Origin of the sequence: Sphingobium sp. LB126 (genome assembly GCF_002795205.1) — a bacterium.
GTDB lineage: Bacteria > Pseudomonadota > Alphaproteobacteria > Sphingomonadales > Sphingomonadaceae > Sphingobium > Sphingobium chungbukense.
Genome location: NZ_NETV01000001.1, coordinates 535177 through 554005 on the forward strand (window position 1 = coordinate 535177; position 18829 = coordinate 554005).

Genomic DNA, 18829 nt, shown 5'->3' on the forward strand with positions numbered 1-18829 from the left:
GGCTGCGCGGCCGGGTATCCGGGTTCGGCATTCGCGCAGCCCCGGGGGGTCAGGCGGCTTGCGAGAGGAGAGAACCGTCGGGTTCGGGCGCGGACACGAGCGCTTCGTCATCGTTTCCGGGTTCGAACTCGCCCTTGGTGGTGGCGAGATCTGCTTCCAGTTGCGTCAGTTCCTGGAGTTTCTCTTCGAGCAACGCTTCGTCTGTGAAGTCCTGACCGAGGCGCGCCTCGAAGGCAGGGAGTCGCCGCTCGTCGGCTTCGAGACTGGCCCGCGCGTTGGCGAGATCGTTGTCGAGATTGCGGATGGAGGAGTCGATCCGCCCGATCAGGGTGCCCCACCGCGTCCGGTCGCTGATTTCGAAGGCACAGCGTTCGCCGCGGTGGCGGGCGGAGATGATGGTGGTCAGTGCGCATGCTCTCTCCGGCCCGTCGAGATGGCCGGCGAGTTCGATGTCGATGCCGTTCAAGGTGCCGAGTTTCCAGCGGGCGGGCGTTCCGGCGTGGCGCATCTGGGTTGCCTGAGCGAGCATGCGCTCGCCCGCAGCCCGGCGATCGGTGATGATCGTGTTCTCATCGGGGGCGAGGATGATCCCGTCGCCGTCCGGGAGGGTGCGACGGCCGACATCGGCTTCGAGGTGTGCGATATGCTGATGTGTTTCCTTGATCGCGTCCTTCGTTCGCGCGATGGTCCGCCGGACGTTGAACTGGTCGTCGACATGGGCATCGCGCAGGCGGAGCAGGCGCGCGATCTCGGCATCGAGGCCGGCTTTCCGCATCAGCCGGTCGTCACCGGACGCGAGGGCTTTTGCGAGCGCGAACTGATTGACGTTGGAGCTGACGTCCTCGATGCGGCGGATGGAACGGTCGCCTGACATCGCCATGTTGATGAAGCGTGCCTTGCGTTCGAGCATTTGCCAGTTGGTCGCATCCATCGAGCCGCTGGTGGCGTAGCCGTAGAGCTCGATCTCGTCGTTCTGGTTGCCCTGGCGCTCGATCCTGCCTTCGCGCTGCTCGATGTCGGAGGGCAGCCAGGGAACATCGAGATGGTGCATGGCGACCAGGCGCTGTTGCGCGTTGGCGCCGGTGCCCATCATGGCGGTCGAGCCAAAGGTGATGGGCTTGCGCCCATGGTTTATGTCGTTGAAAAGGCGCTGCTTGGCGCTGTGCTTCTTATAGTGCTGGACGAACGCAATCTGGTCGGCGGGAACGCCCATTTCGACCAGCCGGTCGCGAGCCCAGACATAGGCGGAAAAGCCCCTGGTCTCGAGCGCGGCTTCGGTGCCGAGATCGGAGAAGATCATCTGCGCACCGCCGGGCAGCGGATAGGGCTGACCGGTTTCCGGGTTCGTATAGCGATTGTCGCGGGTTTCGGCCCAGATGCGATAGACGTTCTCGATGAGGAGATTGAGCTTGTTCCCCTCCTCGTTGCCGACCTGTGCGTTGACGAAGCGCAGATCGATCGCGGCGTGCCGGCCGTCGGTGATCACCGACAGCAGGATGTCGTCGCCCTTTTGCGGGCGTCCGCCGCGCGTCTCGATGGCCTTGATGCGGCGGGCCAGCACCTTCTGATAGGCCTTGAAGGGGGCGCCCGACTTTGCGACGATGATCTGCCGCTTGCCGCCGCGGACGGTGGGCAGGCGGACATATTGGCGTAAATCATCCTTCAGCACCACGTCCGCGAAGCTGCGATACATCGCCATCAAGTCGGCGACATTGACGAACTCGGAGAAGCGGGTGACGGGCTTGTAGTTGCCGCTTGGCTGCAACTCCAGCTCGGTGCGGGTGTCGCCGAAGGTCGCGGCCCAGGCATCGAACTCGTGCAGGCCCTTGGCGGTCAGCTCGTCCGGCTGCATGAAGCGCTGCACGGTATACATTTCGCCGAGCGTGTTGGTGATGGGCGTGCCCGAGGACAGGACCAGCTCGCGGCCGGGATTGATGTCGGCGAGATATCGGACCTTCACATAGAGGTCCCAGGCGCGCTGCGAGCCCTCCGGATCGACGCCCTTGAGATCGCTCAGGTTGGTCGCGAAGGTCAGCTTGCGGAATTGCTGCGCCTCGTCGACGAGGATCTGGTCGATGCCGATCTCGCCGATATGCACAAGGTCGTCCTTGCGGGCGGCCAGGTTTTCGAGTTTTTGCTTGAGGCCTTCCTTGAGCCGTTCGACCCGCTTGCGCGAGACCCGGTCTTGCTGGTCGATGCTTGTCAGCAGCCCCTCGTAGCTGTCGAGCTGATCTTCGATGATCGCTTTTTCGAACGATGCCGGTGTCGGCACGAACTTGAACGCGTCATGGGTGATGATGATCGCATCCCAATTGCCGGTGGTTGCGCGCGCGAGGAAGCGTCGGCGCTTTTCCTTCGCGAAATTGGTGTCGTCGGCGACGAGGATGCGCGCTGTTGGATAGAGCATCAGGAACTCGCGCGCGATCTGTGCCAGGCAGTGGTTGGGCACGACGATCATCGGCTTGTTCACAAGGCCGAGGCGGCGCTGCTCCATGACGGCCGCGCACAGGCTGAAGGTCTTGCCCGCGCCGACCGAGTGCGCGACATAGGTCGAGCCGGCGGCGACGATGCGCCAGATCACGCGCTTCTGGTGATCGCGCATCTTGATGGTTGTCGATGCGCCTGGCAGCGTCAGGTGCTGGCCATTGAAGGCGCGGGGCACCAGGTTGTTGAAGGCGTCGTTGTAGATGCGGACCAGCCGGTCGGCGCGATCGCTTTCCTGCCAGACCCATTTCTCGAAGGTCGACTTGATGGCGGCGAGCTTCTCCTTGGCCGCTTCGGTGTCTGTGGTGTTGAGTTCGCGCCGCTCGAATCCGCCGGGCTCCCGGATGACATCGTAGATCTTGGGGATGCTTGAATTAAGCGCATCTTCGAGCAGGTCGGCGGCGCTGCGCCGCGCCGTGCCCCAGGTCGAGGTGGAGCTGACGTGCCCCTGGAATGGCGTCTTGTCGACGGTCCAGCTCGCCAGCGTTACATTGTGGTAGATGCGGGTCTGGACCTCCATCGTCTGGGCGATGAAAGCTTCGATGATGTCCGTCGGAACCCACGGTGCCCCGAGCCGCGCGGTGATCTCGCTTGGTTTCAGATCGACCGGCTGGACAGCCTCAAGCGCGGTGGCGGTCGCCCCGAAGCGCGGATCGGCCTGCATTTTCTCGCGCGCGAGGGCAAGCTTGGTCCGCACAGGCCCCGAAAGCGCTTCGTCGGCGGGCACCCAATGGTCGAAATGGGGCGTGGTGCGGATGGGGTCGAGATAGATGTCGGCCGACAGATCGGCGAGCGCCTGTGCCTCGGTGATGCCGAGCAGGCCGGCGATCAGGGACAGGTCGACACGGCCGCGGTCGTGGAGCGAGAGCGCCAGCGCATCCTGGGCCGAGTGGATCTCGTGTTTGACGGGCGGCTTGACGACGCGTTCCGTGAAGATCGGCCCGGGCGTGCCGATGTCGTTCTTCTCATCGTAATGCTCGATGGAGGCCACCAGCCAGACGTCGGGATCGTCGAGAAACGGCTGGATGTTGGGGCGGCGCTGATATTCCTTCTCGGCACCGGATTCGGGATCGGTGCGGACCGTCGTGATGGTCCGGTTGATGGGGCCGTGCTTCTTGACGAACTGCCGGTAGCGGCTGAGCAGCTTCTCCTGGGCGTCGGCATAGGGCCGATCATTGAGCTGGGCGCGCAGGATGGTGCGGATCGTATCCCGGATCGGGATCAGGCTCTTGATGATTTCGGCATGCTTGGGGAACAGGCCGATGCCGCCTCGCCCGGACTTCACGCCGACGACGGAAGGCACGCCATCGACGATCTGATGGAGCACGCCACCCGAAACGAGGTAGCTTCCCTCCTTGAACGCGGCTTCGTCGGCGGCCGTGCCTATGTCGAGGTCGAGGGCGACGTCGAACTGATCGCGGAGCGTGGTTGTGCGTTCGATGGGATGGAAGACGCCTTCATGCTGCAACGCGATGCTGCGCAGCATGGCTGGGAGCGCGGTCGCGAGATCGACGCCGGGTGCCGGGGCGCAGCCATATTCCATGCCGAACTGGCCGCTGCGCCATTCATGGGCGCCGAGGACGTGGTCGGGGTGATCGAGGAAATAGCGGTTGATCCGCAGCGGCCCGGATCCTTCATCGCTGTCGGGGACGTCGGCAAGATCGATCCAGTCCGGCGGGGGAGAGCACAGGGCGTGGTCGTGCTTCTGGAAGAGCAGGATGTCGACGACGACGTCGGTGCCGGCCTCCTCCTTCATCGCCTTGCTCGGCAAGCGAACGGCGCCGAGGAAATTTGCGATGCCGTTGATATGGCGACGGGCTTTGGGGTCGCTCTTGTCGAGCGAGTATCGCGACGTCACGAACATGGCGATGCCGCCGGGCCGGAGATGCTCGAGCGATTTCGCGATGAAGAAGTCGTGGAGGGAAAGCCCCAGGCGGCCGAGCGGCGTCCGGTTGTGGATCGAGAGGTTCGAGAATGGCGGATTGCCGATCGCGAGATCGAAATCGCGCGGCAGCGAGACCTGATCGAAATCGGCGCAGCGAATGACCTGATCGGGATAGAGAGCGCGGGCGACCCGGGCGGTCACGGGGTCGTTCTCGATGCCGACGAACACCGTGTCATCGGTCAGATCGTCCGGGCACAGGCCCATGAAGAGGCCGCTACCGCAACCGGGCTCCAGGATCTGGCCGCCGCTGAAACCGAGGGTGCGGGCGGCTTCCCACATGGCGCGGATGATATATTCGGGCGTGTAGTGGGCATATTGGGTTGCCCGCTTGAGCGACTGGAGTTCGGCATCGGTCGTTTCGGCGACCAGGCTCTCGCCCAGCTCCTGCCAGCCCGGCCGGTAGCCATCGGCGCCGTGGGCGAAGATGTTGTTGGCAAGCTCGGAAGCGCCGAAGCCGATGAATCTGGCGATGCGCTCCTGCTCGGCGAGCGACGGCCGCCGGTGCTCCCGGTCGAGGAGATTGAGCAGCCTGATGGCCTCGATATTGTCGGCGGCTCGGCCTTTCCACGAACGCTCAAGAGTGCGTCCGGCGGCGAAGCGGAAGTCGATTGGCCGGACGGGCGGCGGGGCGGCAGCACTGGTGGCCATGGTCGACGCGAGGCGCGTTACGTCCCTGGGCTCGTGGGCGGCACCGTTGATGGCGAGCGCGACGATATGGTCGAAGTCGAGGGACAACTGGAGAGCCAGCGCGGAGGCACTGTTTCGCATGGGATGCTTCCTTTTTCGATGGGATACGCAGGCGGCGCGTGGCCCCGCGAGCGTGCGGGAGCCCGATGCGCTATCGGCGCGTCAGATGGGTTGGTGGTGGGTGCGAGCGCGAGGCTGGGATCGGTTTGCCCCGGAACGCCGGCGGCGAAACGCCAGCGTTTCATCGGGCAACGACCCGGTCATACCCCGCGCGACAACAGACCCTCCCCCTTCCCTCCGGTCAGATCTTCACCGATCGAAAGGGCGGCCCGCCGATGGCCGGGCTTCTGTGGGGCGCAAATTGTCGGGCCGGCGGTGTCAGTTGGCTCGGGGCAAGGGGATCGGGACGGCCTGGCCGGTGGCGAGGTTGAGGAAGGCGCCCGCGTGGCCGATCGAACCGCGCCCGAACAGGTCGAACAGAAGAGCCAGTGCGTGGCTCGCGACGACGCGGTTGACGAACAGGGATTGGCGTGCGAGCGCCTCGGCGACCGAGCAGGACGGGGCATCGTCGTCGGGCACGCTGTCGTCGGCAAGCTCGGGGAAATATTCGAGCACCGTTGGAAGGCGCCGCCGGTTCGCGCCGGATGGACGGCTCGGGGAACCAATCAGATATTGCCCGTCGCTCGCCCGATTGCCGAGATCCATCCAATAGACCGGTTTGGACCGGGCAGTTGCGATTGAGCCACCAAGCGCGCGCCGGGCGGAGGCCGTGTCGACGCACGAAATGAGCATATCAGCGCCGCTGACGCCGATCGCATCCGGCGCGCGGCCATGAACCGCATGCCAGTCGAGGCCATGGGCCAGGTTGATCCGCTCGGTGAGCGTGATCGCCTTGGAATTGCCGATATCGCACCGATAGAAGGGTTGCCGACCGAGATTGGCCTCGGTGACGATATCGTCGTCGGCCACGGTGACATGGAGCGACCTGGATGAGATCGCGCGTAGTGCCGTGTCGAGCGATGCGAGCCCCATCAGCATCTGCGCGCCGTTGCCGCCACAGCCGACCAGCAGGATCTTGGCGGTGCGATTGTTGAAGGCGGCGGGAAGGAAATGGCGATCCGGAACATCAGGCTTCATGGCGCTCTCCTGAAAATGGGCTGCGCGGCAGGGGCAGGAACATGCCGGCGGCACAGAGGCGCGACGCCGTGCTCGGTCCGAGGGGTCGGCCGAGGCTCCCGATGACCAGCGCGATCTTGGTCGCGTGAAGGTCGTCTTCATCGTCGGTCGCGCTGAAATAGGCCGGGCCATGCCCGTGGCTGTGGATGTCGCAGACGACGTGCCAGCCGGCGGAGAGGATCGGGGGACGATAGACCAGTCGCGACGGCGTGGCCTCGTCGATTGCCGGGAAGTCCACCGCAAACGTCCCTGTTGCTTCGTTCCACAGAATGAATGCGGCATGTTCGTTGGGCAAGGCCGCGTGGAAGCAATCGACGATCCGGTCGAGATGTTCGCGCGGGATCAGCCCGCACCGCAGCTCCGCCTTGGGCGTGCCGGCGGCGCCATAGGGAAGATAGGAGGCAATGGCTGGCGTCACGGGAATATCGAGCGCGAGCCAAGGCCTGCGCAAGATCAGCATGACGCCGTCCGCCCCGACGGCGAGACCTCGCCCGGCACGGGAGGCGCGCAGCGCGTCGAGAGCGGGCGATCGTCCATATGGCGGGACCGGGTAACAGGGCACGTCGTCGAGAAGCGCGGCGGCCGTCGGATCTTCTGCGAGCATGGTCATGGCTGGGTGCTTTCGGCGATGATCTGGGCGACGGTCTTCGACGCCGGGGCGCCGCGCTTCGCGCCGCGGAAGGGTTGGTGCTGAAGTTCGTCAGCGAACGGCCTGAGCCGTTGGACCGGAAAGTCGGTTGCCCGGCGCGCGGCCAGATCGTCCCAGAGCCTGACAAGGCTTCCCTTGCCGGTGAGCGTCCGTTCCTGGCCGGGATTGAGGTGTGTCGACCAGGAATCGAACACCGCCTGTTCGTAGTCCGGGATCGACGCGACGATCAGCGCCGTCGGCTGTGGGATATTGCCCCAGCACAGATGTCCGTTCGAGAAGACATTGAGGATCGGCGAGCGCAATACCGGCGTGTCGGCGGTCGGGCGCTCGCTCGCCGGGAGGGCATAGACGCCGAGATTGGTTCGGGTGGCAACGAAGAGATGCGGCGGATAGGGAACCGGCGCGACCGCCCGGCCGGAGAGCGCCCGGAGGTTCGCCGGCGGGTTCGACAGCGCGAAAAAGGCGGGCCTGACCTGAGCGGGAGTCCACCAGGCGAGCATGTCCCGATGGGCAACCAGCACGTTCGCCGGCAATATCTCGGGTTGGACGGACCGCTCCAGCGCCTCGGTCCAATCACGAAGGCGCGCGCGGGAAAGTGGCGTGCCGGCGCCGATCGTCGGCTGACCTGCATCATCGAGTTCGACGGGGTGGATGCTGGCGAACGCGCCGGACTTCGGTCGCGATGTGCCAAATGAGTTGGATCCGCACGGTGTCTGCGTGCGATAGAGCAGGATCGCGTCGGACAGCACCAGCGCGCCGGCGGTGCCTTCGAAATGGGTCAAATGTTCGGGCATTGGTGCCTCACAAAATGCTTGGGTCGAGGTTGATGAGGTCTTGCGCGGAGATCAGGAATTGCACGCCGAGCTTCAGGGACGTGAACCAGTCGTCGATGCAGTCTGCGTCGGACAGCGCATAAAGGCCTGCCGCGTCCGTGAAGCCCATTTCCATGCCGTGACGGCCGACGTCGTCGAGTTCGCGAGCGAAGTGCTCGGCCGGTACGAGCGTTAGCGGCGGGAGGTGCGCGCATTCGTCCAGGCCCTCCACATAGTCCGAGAGCGTCTCCGACTCGAACTGCCAGGCGTCATGCTCCGGGTCGACGGCGTTGACGGCGCTGTGTCCGCTGCGGAGCCTTTCGATCCTGGTGCGCAGGCCATCCGGCAGGTCGCAGAGCGGCGCTGCGTTTTCGCAGAGCATCCAATCGGGACGGCGCGCGTTCATCTCGCACGGAAGGGACATCTCGTCGAGATCGTCGGGATCGGCGCCGTGATAGTTGATCAGGCACTGCCGGGCGGCTTCGTCGTCGGTTTCGCCCTCCCAATAATACATGGCGATCTCCTCGAATAGGTCGTCGTAGCCAAAGACCGGGAGAACGCGGCCGAGGGTCTCCTCGAGCGCCTGATAGGCGGCGGCGCGCCAGGGAATGGGAGCATCGCTATCCTCGATCCAGCCGAGGTCGAGTTGTCCGGCGCTGGAGCAGAACACGCCGATGGCCGGTGGATTGGCCCCCTCGCCATGAAGGACGCTGACCCTCAGCTCGGCAAGGTCGATCGGGTCGAGGATTTCGCGGACCGCACCGATGAAGACCTGCTCGATCTGCCGGCGCGCGCCGACCCGGGTGAACGCGCCCGTGGGGCCGCCACGTGAAAGAACCCAGCGGCCGACCAGCCGGTGATGCGGGGCGAGCGGTTCGTCGAAAATCGCCGGAACGGCCGGCGACAACTTGACCGATCGCCCCGCCAGGTCAGCCGAGCGGAGGGAGGCGCAGGCCGGGTGGCGGACGGAGGGGTTCGGCCTCCTGCCCCGTCCGGTCGCCCGGCTCTGTGGCGAACCGCAAGTGGAAGGCCTGGACCCGGATGTCGCAGGTCGGTCGCGTGATATCGGTCGCGTCGCCATCATGCTCGATCCATTCGATGAGGGTTTTGCGGGGGGCGGCGGGAATGGCGTCTGGGGCGGCTGCCATCATCTGCCCTTGGTGCCGACCGCGCGCCGATATTCGGTGACGTGCGCGGTGCCCTGAAGCCCGGCATCCACCATCTCGGCATTGAGGATCTGCGGATAGAGGGTTGTGTGGTAGGCGCGCAGGCCTTGCGGATCGTCGGCAAGGTGCGACGGCACCGGAAGGTCGATGCCGTCGTAGCGATAGGCGCGAGTGAGAACTTCAATCTGCATGGTGAGCCTCCCGGCTGGTGATCGTGGACGTGTCGGCCTGCGTCGTCAGAAGAGGGTGGCGGGCTCGCCGGGTTTGGCGTCGGTCGGCAGGCTCGGGAGCGCCGGGGCCTTGACGGCGACCGAGGGCGCAGGGACCTTGGGTTTGACGGCTGCGGCCTTTGCCTTCGCCGCTTCGGACGCGGCGGTGCGCGCTGCCTCAGTCGCCTGGTGCTGATCGGCGAGCTGGTCGGCGAGGGCCTTGCGGGAGGCGACAAGCTGCCCGAGCGCACCGTCGGCCCCGCGCCCGAGTTCCGCGTCGATCTCCGCGGCGCTTGCGGTGATCGAAATCGGACGGCTTTCGCTCTTGTCGAGGCTGCGGGCCGCGCCCTCGGCCTTGCGCGGAATGATCGTCAGCGTGACGGTGCCGTCAGGCGCGGCGATGAGGTCGAAGCTGAGCGAATAGCGCGTCAGCAAGGGAAGCAGAGTAGCGATCAGCATGGCATTCGGTCCTTTGTGGGATTGAGGAAAATCGTCAGGCGGCGATGGCGGTGGCCGGCGCATCCGCATCCGGCAGGGTGCGTGCCGGCGGCGGGCCGTAATTGCCGTCCAGGGTCATGCAGCTCGGCAGTCGCCCGGCCCAGACGAAGCCGGTCGCGTTGAGCATGCCGAGGATGAGGTCGGTCTTCTTGGCGGCGAGAAGCCGGGCGAATGCTTTCTCGCCCATGTGCACGATCAAGCCGCATTCCATGGCGATGAACTTCAGTTCCTCCTTGGTGTAACGGTCGAGGAACGGCTGATCGACGTGCCATATATCGCGCAGGTCGACATCGAAGGTGCGGGCAAGGTCGGCGACATGCTCGAAGGCGGCAACATCCTTGGCGTAGGCGGCGCCGATGACCGAGAGGATGATTTCCGCCTGGCGAGGCGCAAGGGCGCGGATTTCCGCGATCTGGGAGCTATAGTTCATGTCCGGGAACGAGGCGCCGACCAGCAAGCTGGAGCGCGAGGTAAGCGTGTCGGCCTTGATCTGCGACAGGGTCCCGGACATCGCCGCGACAAGGATCGTCGTGTGGGCGCGCTCGGCATTGCCGGCCAGAGCCCGCGCGAGTGCCGTGCGCCACATCGCTTCACGAAGCTCGGCGGTGCGGCGGGCGAGCGATCTGGCGGAGACCGTCGATTTCTGCGCGCCGGTATCGCTGCTCGCCACAGTGGCCGGCTTCGACGTTGCGACGCCCGTGGTGGTCTGAGCCGGGACCGAGGCGGGATCGCCAGGCTGTTCTGCGGATTCGGCCGAGACGATCACGCCGACGACATCATCCACGTCGAGATCGTCATCCTCGTCGCCATCGTCCATGTCGTCGGATGCTGCGGCGATGTCGACCTGGGCGGCATCGGCAGCCCGCTGCAATTCCTCGCGGCGGGCCTGCTCGACCGCTTCGGTCTTGAGCTGGAAGCACGTGGGGTTGGTGCAGTTGCCATCATCGACATGGGTCTCGAAGAGGACGCGCTGCGTGCTCGAGTTGAACGGGCACGCGAGGCATTCGGCCTTGTCGAAACAGGCGCTGGCGAGGCTCTGCGTGACGCGGGCGAGAAGCTCGCGTGTCTTGTTCACGTCGAGGTTCGCCGTCAGGATCGTATCGAGTGCCTTTTCCTGCTTGTCGGCCGGAATGGCGGCGAGCAGCTCGGCGTGCCCCACCTTGATCCGGCGTTCGTCGAGTGCGAGCTTCACCGGGTCCGAAAGTTCCGCGAGCGCCATGCGGCGATCGAATTTTGCCCGGGACCATCCCAGCCGCCGGGCGGCTTCGGCACGGTCGCCCTGGCACGCGGCGAGGTAGCGGACGGCGGCGTCGGCTTGCTCCGTTTCGGAAGGGTCGTCCCGGTCTTCGTTCTCGGCGATCGCGGCGTCGAGCGCTTCCTGATCGGTCATCTCGCGGATGAGCACCGGGATCTCGCCGTCGCGGCCGAACGCTTCCAGCGCGGCCCGCCAGCGCCGTTCGCCGACGACGATGGAATAGCTGTCAATGAGGTCGCCCGCCGGTCGAAGCAGGATCGGCTGGATCAGGCCGCGAAGTTGCAACGAGACGACCAGCTCGGCATGTTTCTGCTTGTCGAAATAGCGGCGGGGATTGTCTCCCTTGACGATCTTGGAGAGGGGGAGGATTGTCGGAAACTCATTTTGCTGCGTGTCCACGGTAGGTCTCCTTGTGGGCTGTGGCCGGCGGTCAGGAAGCGGAGGCGGCGGGCGCGCCGGCATGGGGCTGGTTCGGGCGCGCTGCGATCGCGTCGCGATCACCTGCGCCCCTCCCGCCCCACTCCCTCCCCTTCCCCGTGGGCGGGCGTCACCAATCGAAGGTTGCGAGTGTGTCGACGGCTGGCGCGTCGCGGTCGAAGAGGAGGCCCTGGCATCCCCGGACCGACGCGAACGTGAGGGCGGATCGCAGGTCCGCAGGGATGTCGATCTGTGCCAGTCGGTCGGTGGGCGGCGTTATCGCGAGGAAACCCCAGCCGGTGTCGCCGATCGTCAGCAGGCGCGCCTCGGGCGGCAGCTTGGCCGCGATCTCGAGCGCGGCGGCCGTCGTCTGCCGCAAGTGGAAGGTAGAGAGGACAAGAAGGCGGCTGGTCTCGATCACCGGTTCGTCGGACATTTCGTGACCATCGATGGAGATGCACTCCGTCGCGAAATATTCCTCGGGATGGTGATTGAAGTAAGTCAGGACCGTGGCTTCGTCGGACAATGTCCGCGGATCGGTCTCGACGTTGATGGCCTGCCACCACTCGCGGCAATGAACGGCCATCTGTGCCATGAGCGCGGCGCGGGAGAGGCCCGCGTAGAAATTGAAGCCCGCCTGGTGGTCGATATGGCCCACATGGATATCGAGGGACCAGGGCACCTCCTGGGTCTCGAGGTGCTCCTGGACGGAAGCGAGGTCGGCCTGAACCTCGGCGATAAGCGCCGCGCTGAAATTTGCGGGCGATTGAATGACGTCGTGCGCCCGTGCGAGGAGCTGCACGAGATCATGCTTGGTGAAACTGCGCATGGGAAATGGCTTTCGGAAATAGGCTGCCGGATCGGCAGTCGCCGGTGAAGGGAACGATGGGAGAGATGCGGCGCGTCGGCGGCCGCGTTCGCTCAGGCTCTGGCACCTTGCGAAAGACGCCACTCCGCCGCGGCTTGCTCGACCGTCAAACGGTTGAACAGCGGGGAGCAGAGGAGCCTGAACGTGAGGTCCTGCGGAAGGCTGTCCTCGCCCAGGATTTGCGCGACCAGGCGCAGGAATTGGTCATGGCCGGTCTCGTCGATCGAGACCCATTGGGCGAGGCCTTTGTCTTCGGCGCCGCAATTCTCGCAAAGTTCAATCTCGGCGATGGCGGCCAGATACCAGTTCTGGTTGACGGCATCCCAGCGGACCGTGCCTTCGCGCGTGATGTCATGATGGCCGCAGACGGGGCATTTGGGCATGAGGGCGGACCCGGGCGGCGGCGTGTCCGGGTCGTCGGGGTCGACCGGATCGATGGTGATCGACCAGTTCAAGTCGGGAATGCGATCGTTCGCGTAGGTGCTCTCGGCCGCGAGCCCGCTGGCCATGGCGCGGATATCGTCGCGATCGGTGATGGCGAGGATGTGGGTCTCGACGGCGAATATTTCGGTGCCGCTCAGATATTCGATGCGCACCGCATAGTTGCGCGCGCCCGGAACGAGATTGGTCGACATGACAGATGCTCCTGGCAATTGGGCGCGCCGGCGCGATAGGGCCGGCGCGGCAGGTTGTCGGATGGTGGCTGTCGGCGGGTGACGTCCGCCATCCGCCGCGCCACACCCCCACTCCCTCCCCTTCGGTGCGGGCGCGCCGGGAGGGCCGCCCGGGTGGATACCGGTTGTCGGCTCAATCCATGGGCGGACGGTTGTCGTAGATGGGCGTCATATCCGGGACCCAGGTGGCCTTGGGCCAGATGCGGCCGTTGTAGCTGACGCGGCCGATGGGAATATCGGCCAGCAGGATCGCGCCGTCGGGGAAGCCGTTCGCGCCGAGACCGGATCGATCGCGTCGCCGGCAATAGCGACGGGAGGCGTCGGCCCAGTCCACGGCGACTTCGTCGGCAAATCCGGGCTGGCGCAGCACCATGCGAAGGCGCGTGGCGCGTCGACTGGAGCGCGGGCGAAGCACCCTTGCAAGATGGCCAGCGATAACGCCGGCGGCTGCCCAATAGGCGGCCATGGGCGGCTTGTGCTTGTCCCAACATTGTTTCGCGCGGGCGCGTGCGTCGCGCTGCAGGTCAAGGAGAAGCGCGGCGAGCAGCGCGCGCACATCGGGATCAAGGGTCTGGAGTGCTTTGAAGGCTGGGAGTGCCAGGATCGGATTGCGTACTTCCACGCGGTCCGAGCGAGAGCGAACGGGAGCAACGGTATCGCGCATGGGCGCGCTCCTTCTGTTCCAAGGGTGATGGGAACGGGCAGCGTGGCCGCGTCCTGTGCGCCACACGCCCACCGCCTGCCGCCCCCCTCCCCCTGCCAATCCGGTTCAGCGGGGGCCGGTCGATTTGGTGGCGGGCGCAGCCATCGGTCGAGGCGTGTTCGTCACGCGGGGCGCTTGCGCGCGCGTGGCGCCCGGCGTAGATTGGGTGCGCAGAATTGGCGAAATCGCGCGCCGGTTTTCGCCATCCTCAAGGAAGAGATGGCCCCCTCGGGATGAATCTGCCTGTTCTGTATCAACCGATCGGCGTCGCCGACGATGACAGCACTAGGCGCTTTCTGCTGCAGGCGATCGAGGTGTGGAGCAAGTCGAGGAAGCCCGGTCTCACCAATATCGACGAATTTTGGAACATCTGCCAAGCGGACGGCGCGCCATCATCGCGATCATCGTTGACCTGATGCATCGCCTGCTCTGCTGGTGCGGGCACAGATTTTCGACCGGGACTGCTACCTCGGCGGTATGCGTCACTAGGCGGCGTGATAGATGTCCGCCGCCCATTGCTCGATCCAACCGTTCGTCATCTCGTCATGGTCGAGATTGCCGCTTTCGATGAGGGCACGGATTTCTTCGCGGGCTGTAGCGACGGCGGTTTCCCATGGATCCAGGATCGGTGGAGCCTCGATCGGTTGGATGATGCGGGGGATGCGTCGGGCGGGCTCGTCAAGGCGCTCGAATTGACGTTCGCACCAGCGCTGAAGGTGGTCGGCGACCAGCTTGTCTGACTTCGAGATGCGTCTGCGATAGGCGTCGCGCCGAGCGGCCACGCCATATGCCTGGGAATCGATGGAGGCCACGCGATCGCCGAACGCCTTCAGCCATGGCAATGCGGCACCCTTGGCGCCGAAGATATGAAGGCGGACACCGCGCGGGAGGATGCTATCGAGATGGTCGACCACAGCGACCAGACCGTTGGGTCCGCCGACCTCGCGCCGGCACATGCTGCCGACGCCGACGACGGCGCCTGGCCGCATCGACCACCAGAGACCATCGGCGCAGCGCTCATAGTCAGCGGGCGTGCGTCCCTGCAGGACCGGCATGAAGCGGTCCTGGAGACCGAGATCGGCGGCGCGGTCACGGCAGTCGCGGTTGGCGCGTATCGTGCGGGAGATGCGGTCGAGCACTTCCTCACGGTCCTCGGCGATTTCATGTTCGGTGCAATAATCCAGGCTCGCAATGCGCCGGAACGGGAATGCAGATGCGAGCTGGAAATATTGGTCGATGCTCCAGGCGAAGCCACCATAGCGTTTCATGGCGACGAACCCGGCGCTGTCGAGATCGAGGGAGGCCAGGCCATTGGCGTGGGCGAGCTTGGCGATGCGCCAGCCGAGCCATTCGGGCCAACCCCTGACCGTCGACCACCATGAAAGTGCGTTTGCGGAAACGAGCGCGGGTTGCCCGAGATCCCGCACACGTTCGAGGATCGGACCCTCATTGAGGTGAGGCAGTCCGACGATGATTTCGATTGCCATGGGAGATCTCTCCGCGGACCGGCGCGATGCCTCAGCCCCGAGCAACCACCGCCCCCCTCCCCTCCCAAAGGTCAGGCCTGTGCAGGACGTTGTTCCAGTCGTTCAGGCAGCCCCAGGGCCATTCGAGACCAAGATCGAAGGTGCTGTCGGCATAGGCAGCCCGGGAACGCGGCACGGCGATCCGCCCCGCGCGATCATTGTCGGGCAGGAGGATCAGGTGCCGAACCACGGACGGGATGATGATCTGGTGCAGCCGTTCGCTTCCAAGTGCGGCCCAGACCGGAATGCCGAGCAGGAAGGTGGCCGACATCGCGGTTTCGACGCCCTCGGCGAGGCCGAGCACCGGGCCGGCGGGCGCGAGCTGCACGGCGCCGCCGAGCGGGCGGGCGAGCCCCCATTTGGACTTTTCGAGGTCCATCGCCAGGCTCGCTCCATCGGGTTCGATGAACAGCCGCTGGATGCCGGTGAACCGGCGAGGCTCGGCGACGGCCGCGACGATCGCAGGGCGATAGCGCGCGGAACGGCCTCGCCCGAACGGGGTGCGGGGATGGTAGCGCAGGGCCGCGGGTAGCGCTGTCAGTCCGCGGCTGAGCAGATAGCGCGCGGCGGGTCCGCCCGTAATCGGCTGGGCCTGATCCCAGATTTCGCGGGCCCGTTCGCGCATCCGGTCAGAGTCAGGCCGCGGATTGGAGGAGACCGAGGCAGTCGGATCGGTCGGCACTGCGAGACGCATGTTCCGCAACTGGCGCAGGACGTCGGCCGTGTCGCAGCCACCGAAGCATTTGAAGAGGAGGCTACGGTCGCCGACGCGAACCGAGAGGCTGGGCGTCCTGTCGGCGTGGGCGGGGCAGCAACACATGCCGTGGTCGTCGTTCCAATGGCCGCCGAGTCTATGGACCAGGTCTTTGCCGGCGGATTCGAGCAAGAGGTTGCGCTGTCCGGTGGACATGGGGGAACTCCAGTGATGTGTGATGGGCGCGCCGCTAAACGGCGCCACCCACCGCCCCCTTCCCTCCCGTCGCATGCGATGCGCTCGTCGGTGCTTGAACGGTCGGAGCGTCGTGGTTTCCGATCAGGGGTATCGCGCCACTCCCGCCTGCCCCGGCGCCACCACGCCCCGGCAGCAGATCGTCACCCGCGAGGGCCAAGATCCGGCGCAGCCGGAGCTTGGTCGCTGCGCAGCAGCGATAGAGCCGTGGTGCCCGCGCCAGCGGGCAGCCGTCAACCTCTCAATCGGATAGGCGATGAGCGCGGACCATCTGCCGGCGGATTAGGACCGCCACTGGGCGCCCAGCGCCTGTCCCATCTCCAGCAGCATCATGCGCTGGTTGACGGTTTCTTCCACAGCCGGGCGGACGTGGTCAAGCATGGCATCGGGCCTGATCCTCGGGACCCGGGTTCGCGGTCGCTTGCCCTCCGCCCGCGCGATCTGTTCGACCCTGACCTCAAGCTGGGACCGGGCATCGTTCCAGGTCGGCCGGTCGAGGGAATCAAGGTCAAGACCCGCGATATCCGTTAATTTGCTCCCCACCGTGAGACAGCCAACGCGCGCGTAGACTTGAGGATCATCGCTCAGTCGGACCCGACCCTGGCCTCTCAGAAGAAGGCGCGCAAATCGCGAGTCCGAGTCGCGCTTGGGTGGACCAAAAGCAAGCGCGGAGAGACCTCTGAAGGGGCAGGTAAATGCCGAAATCGGTAACTCAGTGCCTCTTTCGGCATCTCAGTGCCCTACCCCTTGAACGGTCGACAGAACCTGCGCATCACATCCACAGATCGGAGCAAGTCGCGGATGTGCCACAGGGCCTTTTAGGCGCTGAACTGCCGCAAACGGCTTCGATCGAACTTGCAGCATATTTTACTGAAGATCGCTCTTTGACAATGTGAAACGAAATATCGGAGTGTGCGAAGCGCTCGCAAGGGCGCTGCATTGCTGAACATCAACCCAACTGAAGCGCCGAACGATTCTCTCTGGCTCGGCAACCGCTCGGATGTGCCACACGCTCGAAAGAGTGCTGAACTGCCGAACGCCCTGCCCAACCGGATGTGCCATCGAACGACGCGGGCCGCGCACCGTGAAATGACGCGTTAAGCTCAGGCTGCATCTTGGATCGCGGCCCGATAGCGGTCGACCAATTTTCGAGATTCAACGGACGGGACCAAGAAAAAGTTCGATAATTGACCAATCTGGGTCACCACCTTCCTCTCCCGGGACGTGCCATTATGTCTCGTAAATGGCTGTTTTCTGCGGGTTTTCTGTGGTATGCTCGTCTCAGACGGAGCAGACAGATACCACCGCATACCAACAATCCGATGGTAGATATGATGGTAGGACCTCGCTCCCCTGACGGGAGATACCATCATGGGTCTGACTGCTGTTGCCATCAAGGCGGCCAAGGGCCGCGACAAGCCCTACAAGCTCACCGATGGCGACGGATTGTTCCTTTATGTGACCCCCAAGGGCGGGCGCTACTGGCGGATGAACTATCGCCATCTCGGGAAGCAGAAGACCCTGGCCTTCGGCGTCTATCCTGACACAGGCCTCGCCGATGCGCGCGAGCAACGCGATGCCGCCCGCAAGCTGCTGGCGCGGGGCGAAGACCCAGCCGAGCGAATCAAGCTGGACCGGATCGCCGCGACGGTGGCGGCATCCAACAGCTTCAAGGCGGTGGCCGATGAATGGCTGGTCAAGGTCGAACGCGAGGATCGTTCCGCCGCCACCATGAAGAAGCTGCGCTGGTTGCTGGATTTCATCAATGCATCGGTCGGCAAGCGCCCCATTGCCTCGATTTCCGCGCAGGAACTGCTGGTGATGCTCCGCAAGATGGAGGGCAAGGGCAAATATGAGACGGCCAAGCGCCTGCGCAGCACCTGTTCACAGATATTCCGCTACGCCATCGCCACGGCCCGCGCCGAACGCGACGTCGCGGCCGACCTGCGCGGCGCGCTGATCGCACCCAAGCCTGTCCATCGCGCCGCCATCACCAGCGCCAGTGAAGCTGGCGGACTGCTGCGCGCTCTGGATGCGTTCGAAGGCCATCCCAACACCAAGGTGGCCCTGCGCTTGCTCCCGCATGTGTTCGTCCGCCCCGGCGAGTTGCGTCACGCCGAATGGGCTGACTTCGATTTCGACAAGGCGCTGTGGACCATTCCGCTGCACAAGACCAAGATGCGCAGGGCACATACGATCCCCCTTTCTCGTCAGGCGCTCGCGATTCTCGCAACCATCGAGCATGACGCGGACTATAGCAGCTTCCTCTTCCCATCCCTACGGTCGGTGGACCGCCCCATGTCGGAGAATACGATCAATGCCGCCTTGCGGCGTATGGGCTTCGCGCAGAACGAGATGACCGGCCACGGCTTCCGGGCGATGGCCGCCACGCTGCTCAACGAGATGGGCCTGTGGCACCCCGATGCGATCGAGCGTCAGCTTGCCCATTGCGACAACAACGCTGTGCGCCGCGCTTATACGCGCGGGGAATATTGGGATGAGCGGGTCCGCATGATGCAGCATTGGTCCGATCACATCGACTTCCTGCGCGACGGCGCGAAGGTTCTCAAGGGTCCGTTCAAAAAAGCAGAATAAGCGGCATGTTTCGCCGCCATAGCTGTCGTTCAGCGCCTAAGATTGACCTGCTGAAAGCTGCCGCTGGTTCAGGCCACGGGGAAGACAGGACGTTGGATCGTTTCAGGACCGTCGGCTTTTAGGGTCGAAATTCAGCCGCTCGGCTATCGACCCGATTGGGGCAATTTGTGATACGAAGATGCCACTCTAGGAGCGGACAAATATTCGCAAAAGCAA

At 65.0% G+C, this 18829-nt stretch carries 16 protein-coding genes; 2 read left to right on the forward strand and 14 right to left on the reverse strand.

Going from position 1 to position 18829, the window contains the following annotated elements; translation table 11 throughout:
• Positions 1 to 49: 49 nt before the first annotated feature.
• The 12 genes from CAF53_RS02535 to CAF53_RS02590 form a co-directional block, all read right to left on the reverse strand.
• Positions 50 to 5197: a lactate dehydrogenase gene (locus tag CAF53_RS02535; RefSeq protein WP_100237229.1), complete on the reverse strand. Its 5148-nt coding sequence runs from the start codon at positions 5195 to 5197 to the stop codon at positions 50 to 52.
• A 297-nt stretch (positions 5198 to 5494) separates the two neighbouring features.
• Positions 5495 to 6253: a PRTRC system ThiF family protein gene (locus CAF53_RS02540; RefSeq protein ID WP_100237230.1), complete on the reverse strand. Its 759-nt coding sequence runs from the start codon at positions 6251 to 6253 to the stop codon at positions 5495 to 5497.
• Positions 6243 to 6902 (reverse strand): PRTRC system protein A, encoded by a 660-nt coding sequence (locus tag CAF53_RS02545; RefSeq protein WP_242443369.1) that lies wholly within the window; start codon positions 6900 to 6902, stop codon positions 6243 to 6245. The genes CAF53_RS02540 and CAF53_RS02545 overlap by 11 nt, the downstream gene beginning before the upstream one ends.
• Positions 6899 to 7735 (reverse strand): PRTRC system protein B, encoded by an 837-nt coding sequence (locus CAF53_RS02550; protein ID WP_100237231.1) that lies wholly within the window; start codon positions 7733 to 7735, stop codon positions 6899 to 6901. Before CAF53_RS02550 ends, CAF53_RS02545 begins: the two co-directional genes overlap by 4 nt.
• A 7-nt stretch (positions 7736 to 7742) precedes the next feature.
• Positions 7743 to 8660, reverse strand: coding sequence for a hypothetical protein (locus tag CAF53_RS02555; protein WP_242443370.1), 918 nt, complete (start codon positions 8658 to 8660; stop codon positions 7743 to 7745).
• Between the two features lie 22 nt (positions 8661 to 8682).
• A complete protein-coding gene (locus CAF53_RS02560) occupies positions 8683 to 8901 on the reverse strand; it encodes a hypothetical protein (RefSeq protein WP_242443371.1) in 219 nt (72 codons plus the stop codon).
• Positions 8901 to 9110, reverse strand: coding sequence for a PRTRC system protein C (locus tag CAF53_RS02565; protein WP_100237233.1), 210 nt, complete (start codon positions 9108 to 9110; stop codon positions 8901 to 8903). Before CAF53_RS02565 ends, CAF53_RS02560 begins: the two co-directional genes overlap by 1 nt.
• 45 nt (positions 9111 to 9155) lie before the next feature.
• Positions 9156 to 9587, reverse strand: coding sequence for a PRTRC system protein E (locus CAF53_RS02570; RefSeq protein WP_100237234.1), 432 nt, complete (start codon positions 9585 to 9587; stop codon positions 9156 to 9158).
• Between the two features lie 34 nt (positions 9588 to 9621).
• Positions 9622 to 11280, reverse strand: coding sequence for a PRTRC system ParB family protein (locus tag CAF53_RS02575; protein ID WP_242443372.1), 1659 nt, complete (start codon positions 11278 to 11280; stop codon positions 9622 to 9624).
• 148 nt (positions 11281 to 11428) lie between these two features.
• The gene (locus tag CAF53_RS02580) at positions 11429 to 12127 is read right to left on the reverse strand and encodes a hypothetical protein (RefSeq protein ID WP_100237235.1); all 699 of its coding nucleotides are present in this window, start codon (positions 12125 to 12127) and stop codon (positions 11429 to 11431) included.
• Positions 12128 to 12219: 92 nt separating this feature from the next.
• A complete protein-coding gene (locus tag CAF53_RS02585) occupies positions 12220 to 12801 on the reverse strand; it encodes a hypothetical protein (protein ID WP_100237236.1) in 582 nt (193 codons plus the stop codon).
• Positions 12802 to 12973: 172 nt separating this feature from the next.
• Entirely contained in the window at positions 12974 to 13504 is a 531-nt protein-coding gene (locus CAF53_RS02590; protein ID WP_197707344.1) for a hypothetical protein, read from the reverse strand.
• A 272-nt stretch (positions 13505 to 13776) separates the two neighbouring features.
• On the opposite strand from CAF53_RS02590, the gene CAF53_RS02595 reads away from it, so the two are divergent.
• The gene (locus CAF53_RS02595; protein WP_100237237.1) at positions 13777 to 13959 is read left to right on the forward strand and encodes a hypothetical protein; all 183 of its coding nucleotides are present in this window, start codon (positions 13777 to 13779) and stop codon (positions 13957 to 13959) included.
• Between the two features lie 69 nt (positions 13960 to 14028).
• Here CAF53_RS02595 and CAF53_RS02600 read toward each other — a convergent pair whose 3' ends face one another.
• The gene (locus CAF53_RS02600) at positions 14029 to 15030 is read right to left on the reverse strand and encodes a hypothetical protein (protein WP_100237238.1); all 1002 of its coding nucleotides are present in this window, start codon (positions 15028 to 15030) and stop codon (positions 14029 to 14031) included.
• A 31-nt stretch (positions 15031 to 15061) separates the two neighbouring features.
• The gene (locus CAF53_RS02605; protein ID WP_100237239.1) at positions 15062 to 15979 is read right to left on the reverse strand and encodes a toprim domain-containing protein; all 918 of its coding nucleotides are present in this window, start codon (positions 15977 to 15979) and stop codon (positions 15062 to 15064) included.
• 1410 nt (positions 15980 to 17389) lie between these two features.
• Here CAF53_RS02605 and CAF53_RS02615 point away from each other — a divergent pair.
• A complete protein-coding gene (locus CAF53_RS02615) occupies positions 17390 to 18613 on the forward strand; it encodes an integrase arm-type DNA-binding domain-containing protein (protein WP_100237241.1) in 1224 nt (407 codons plus the stop codon).
• Positions 18614 to 18829: the final 216 nt, after the last annotated feature.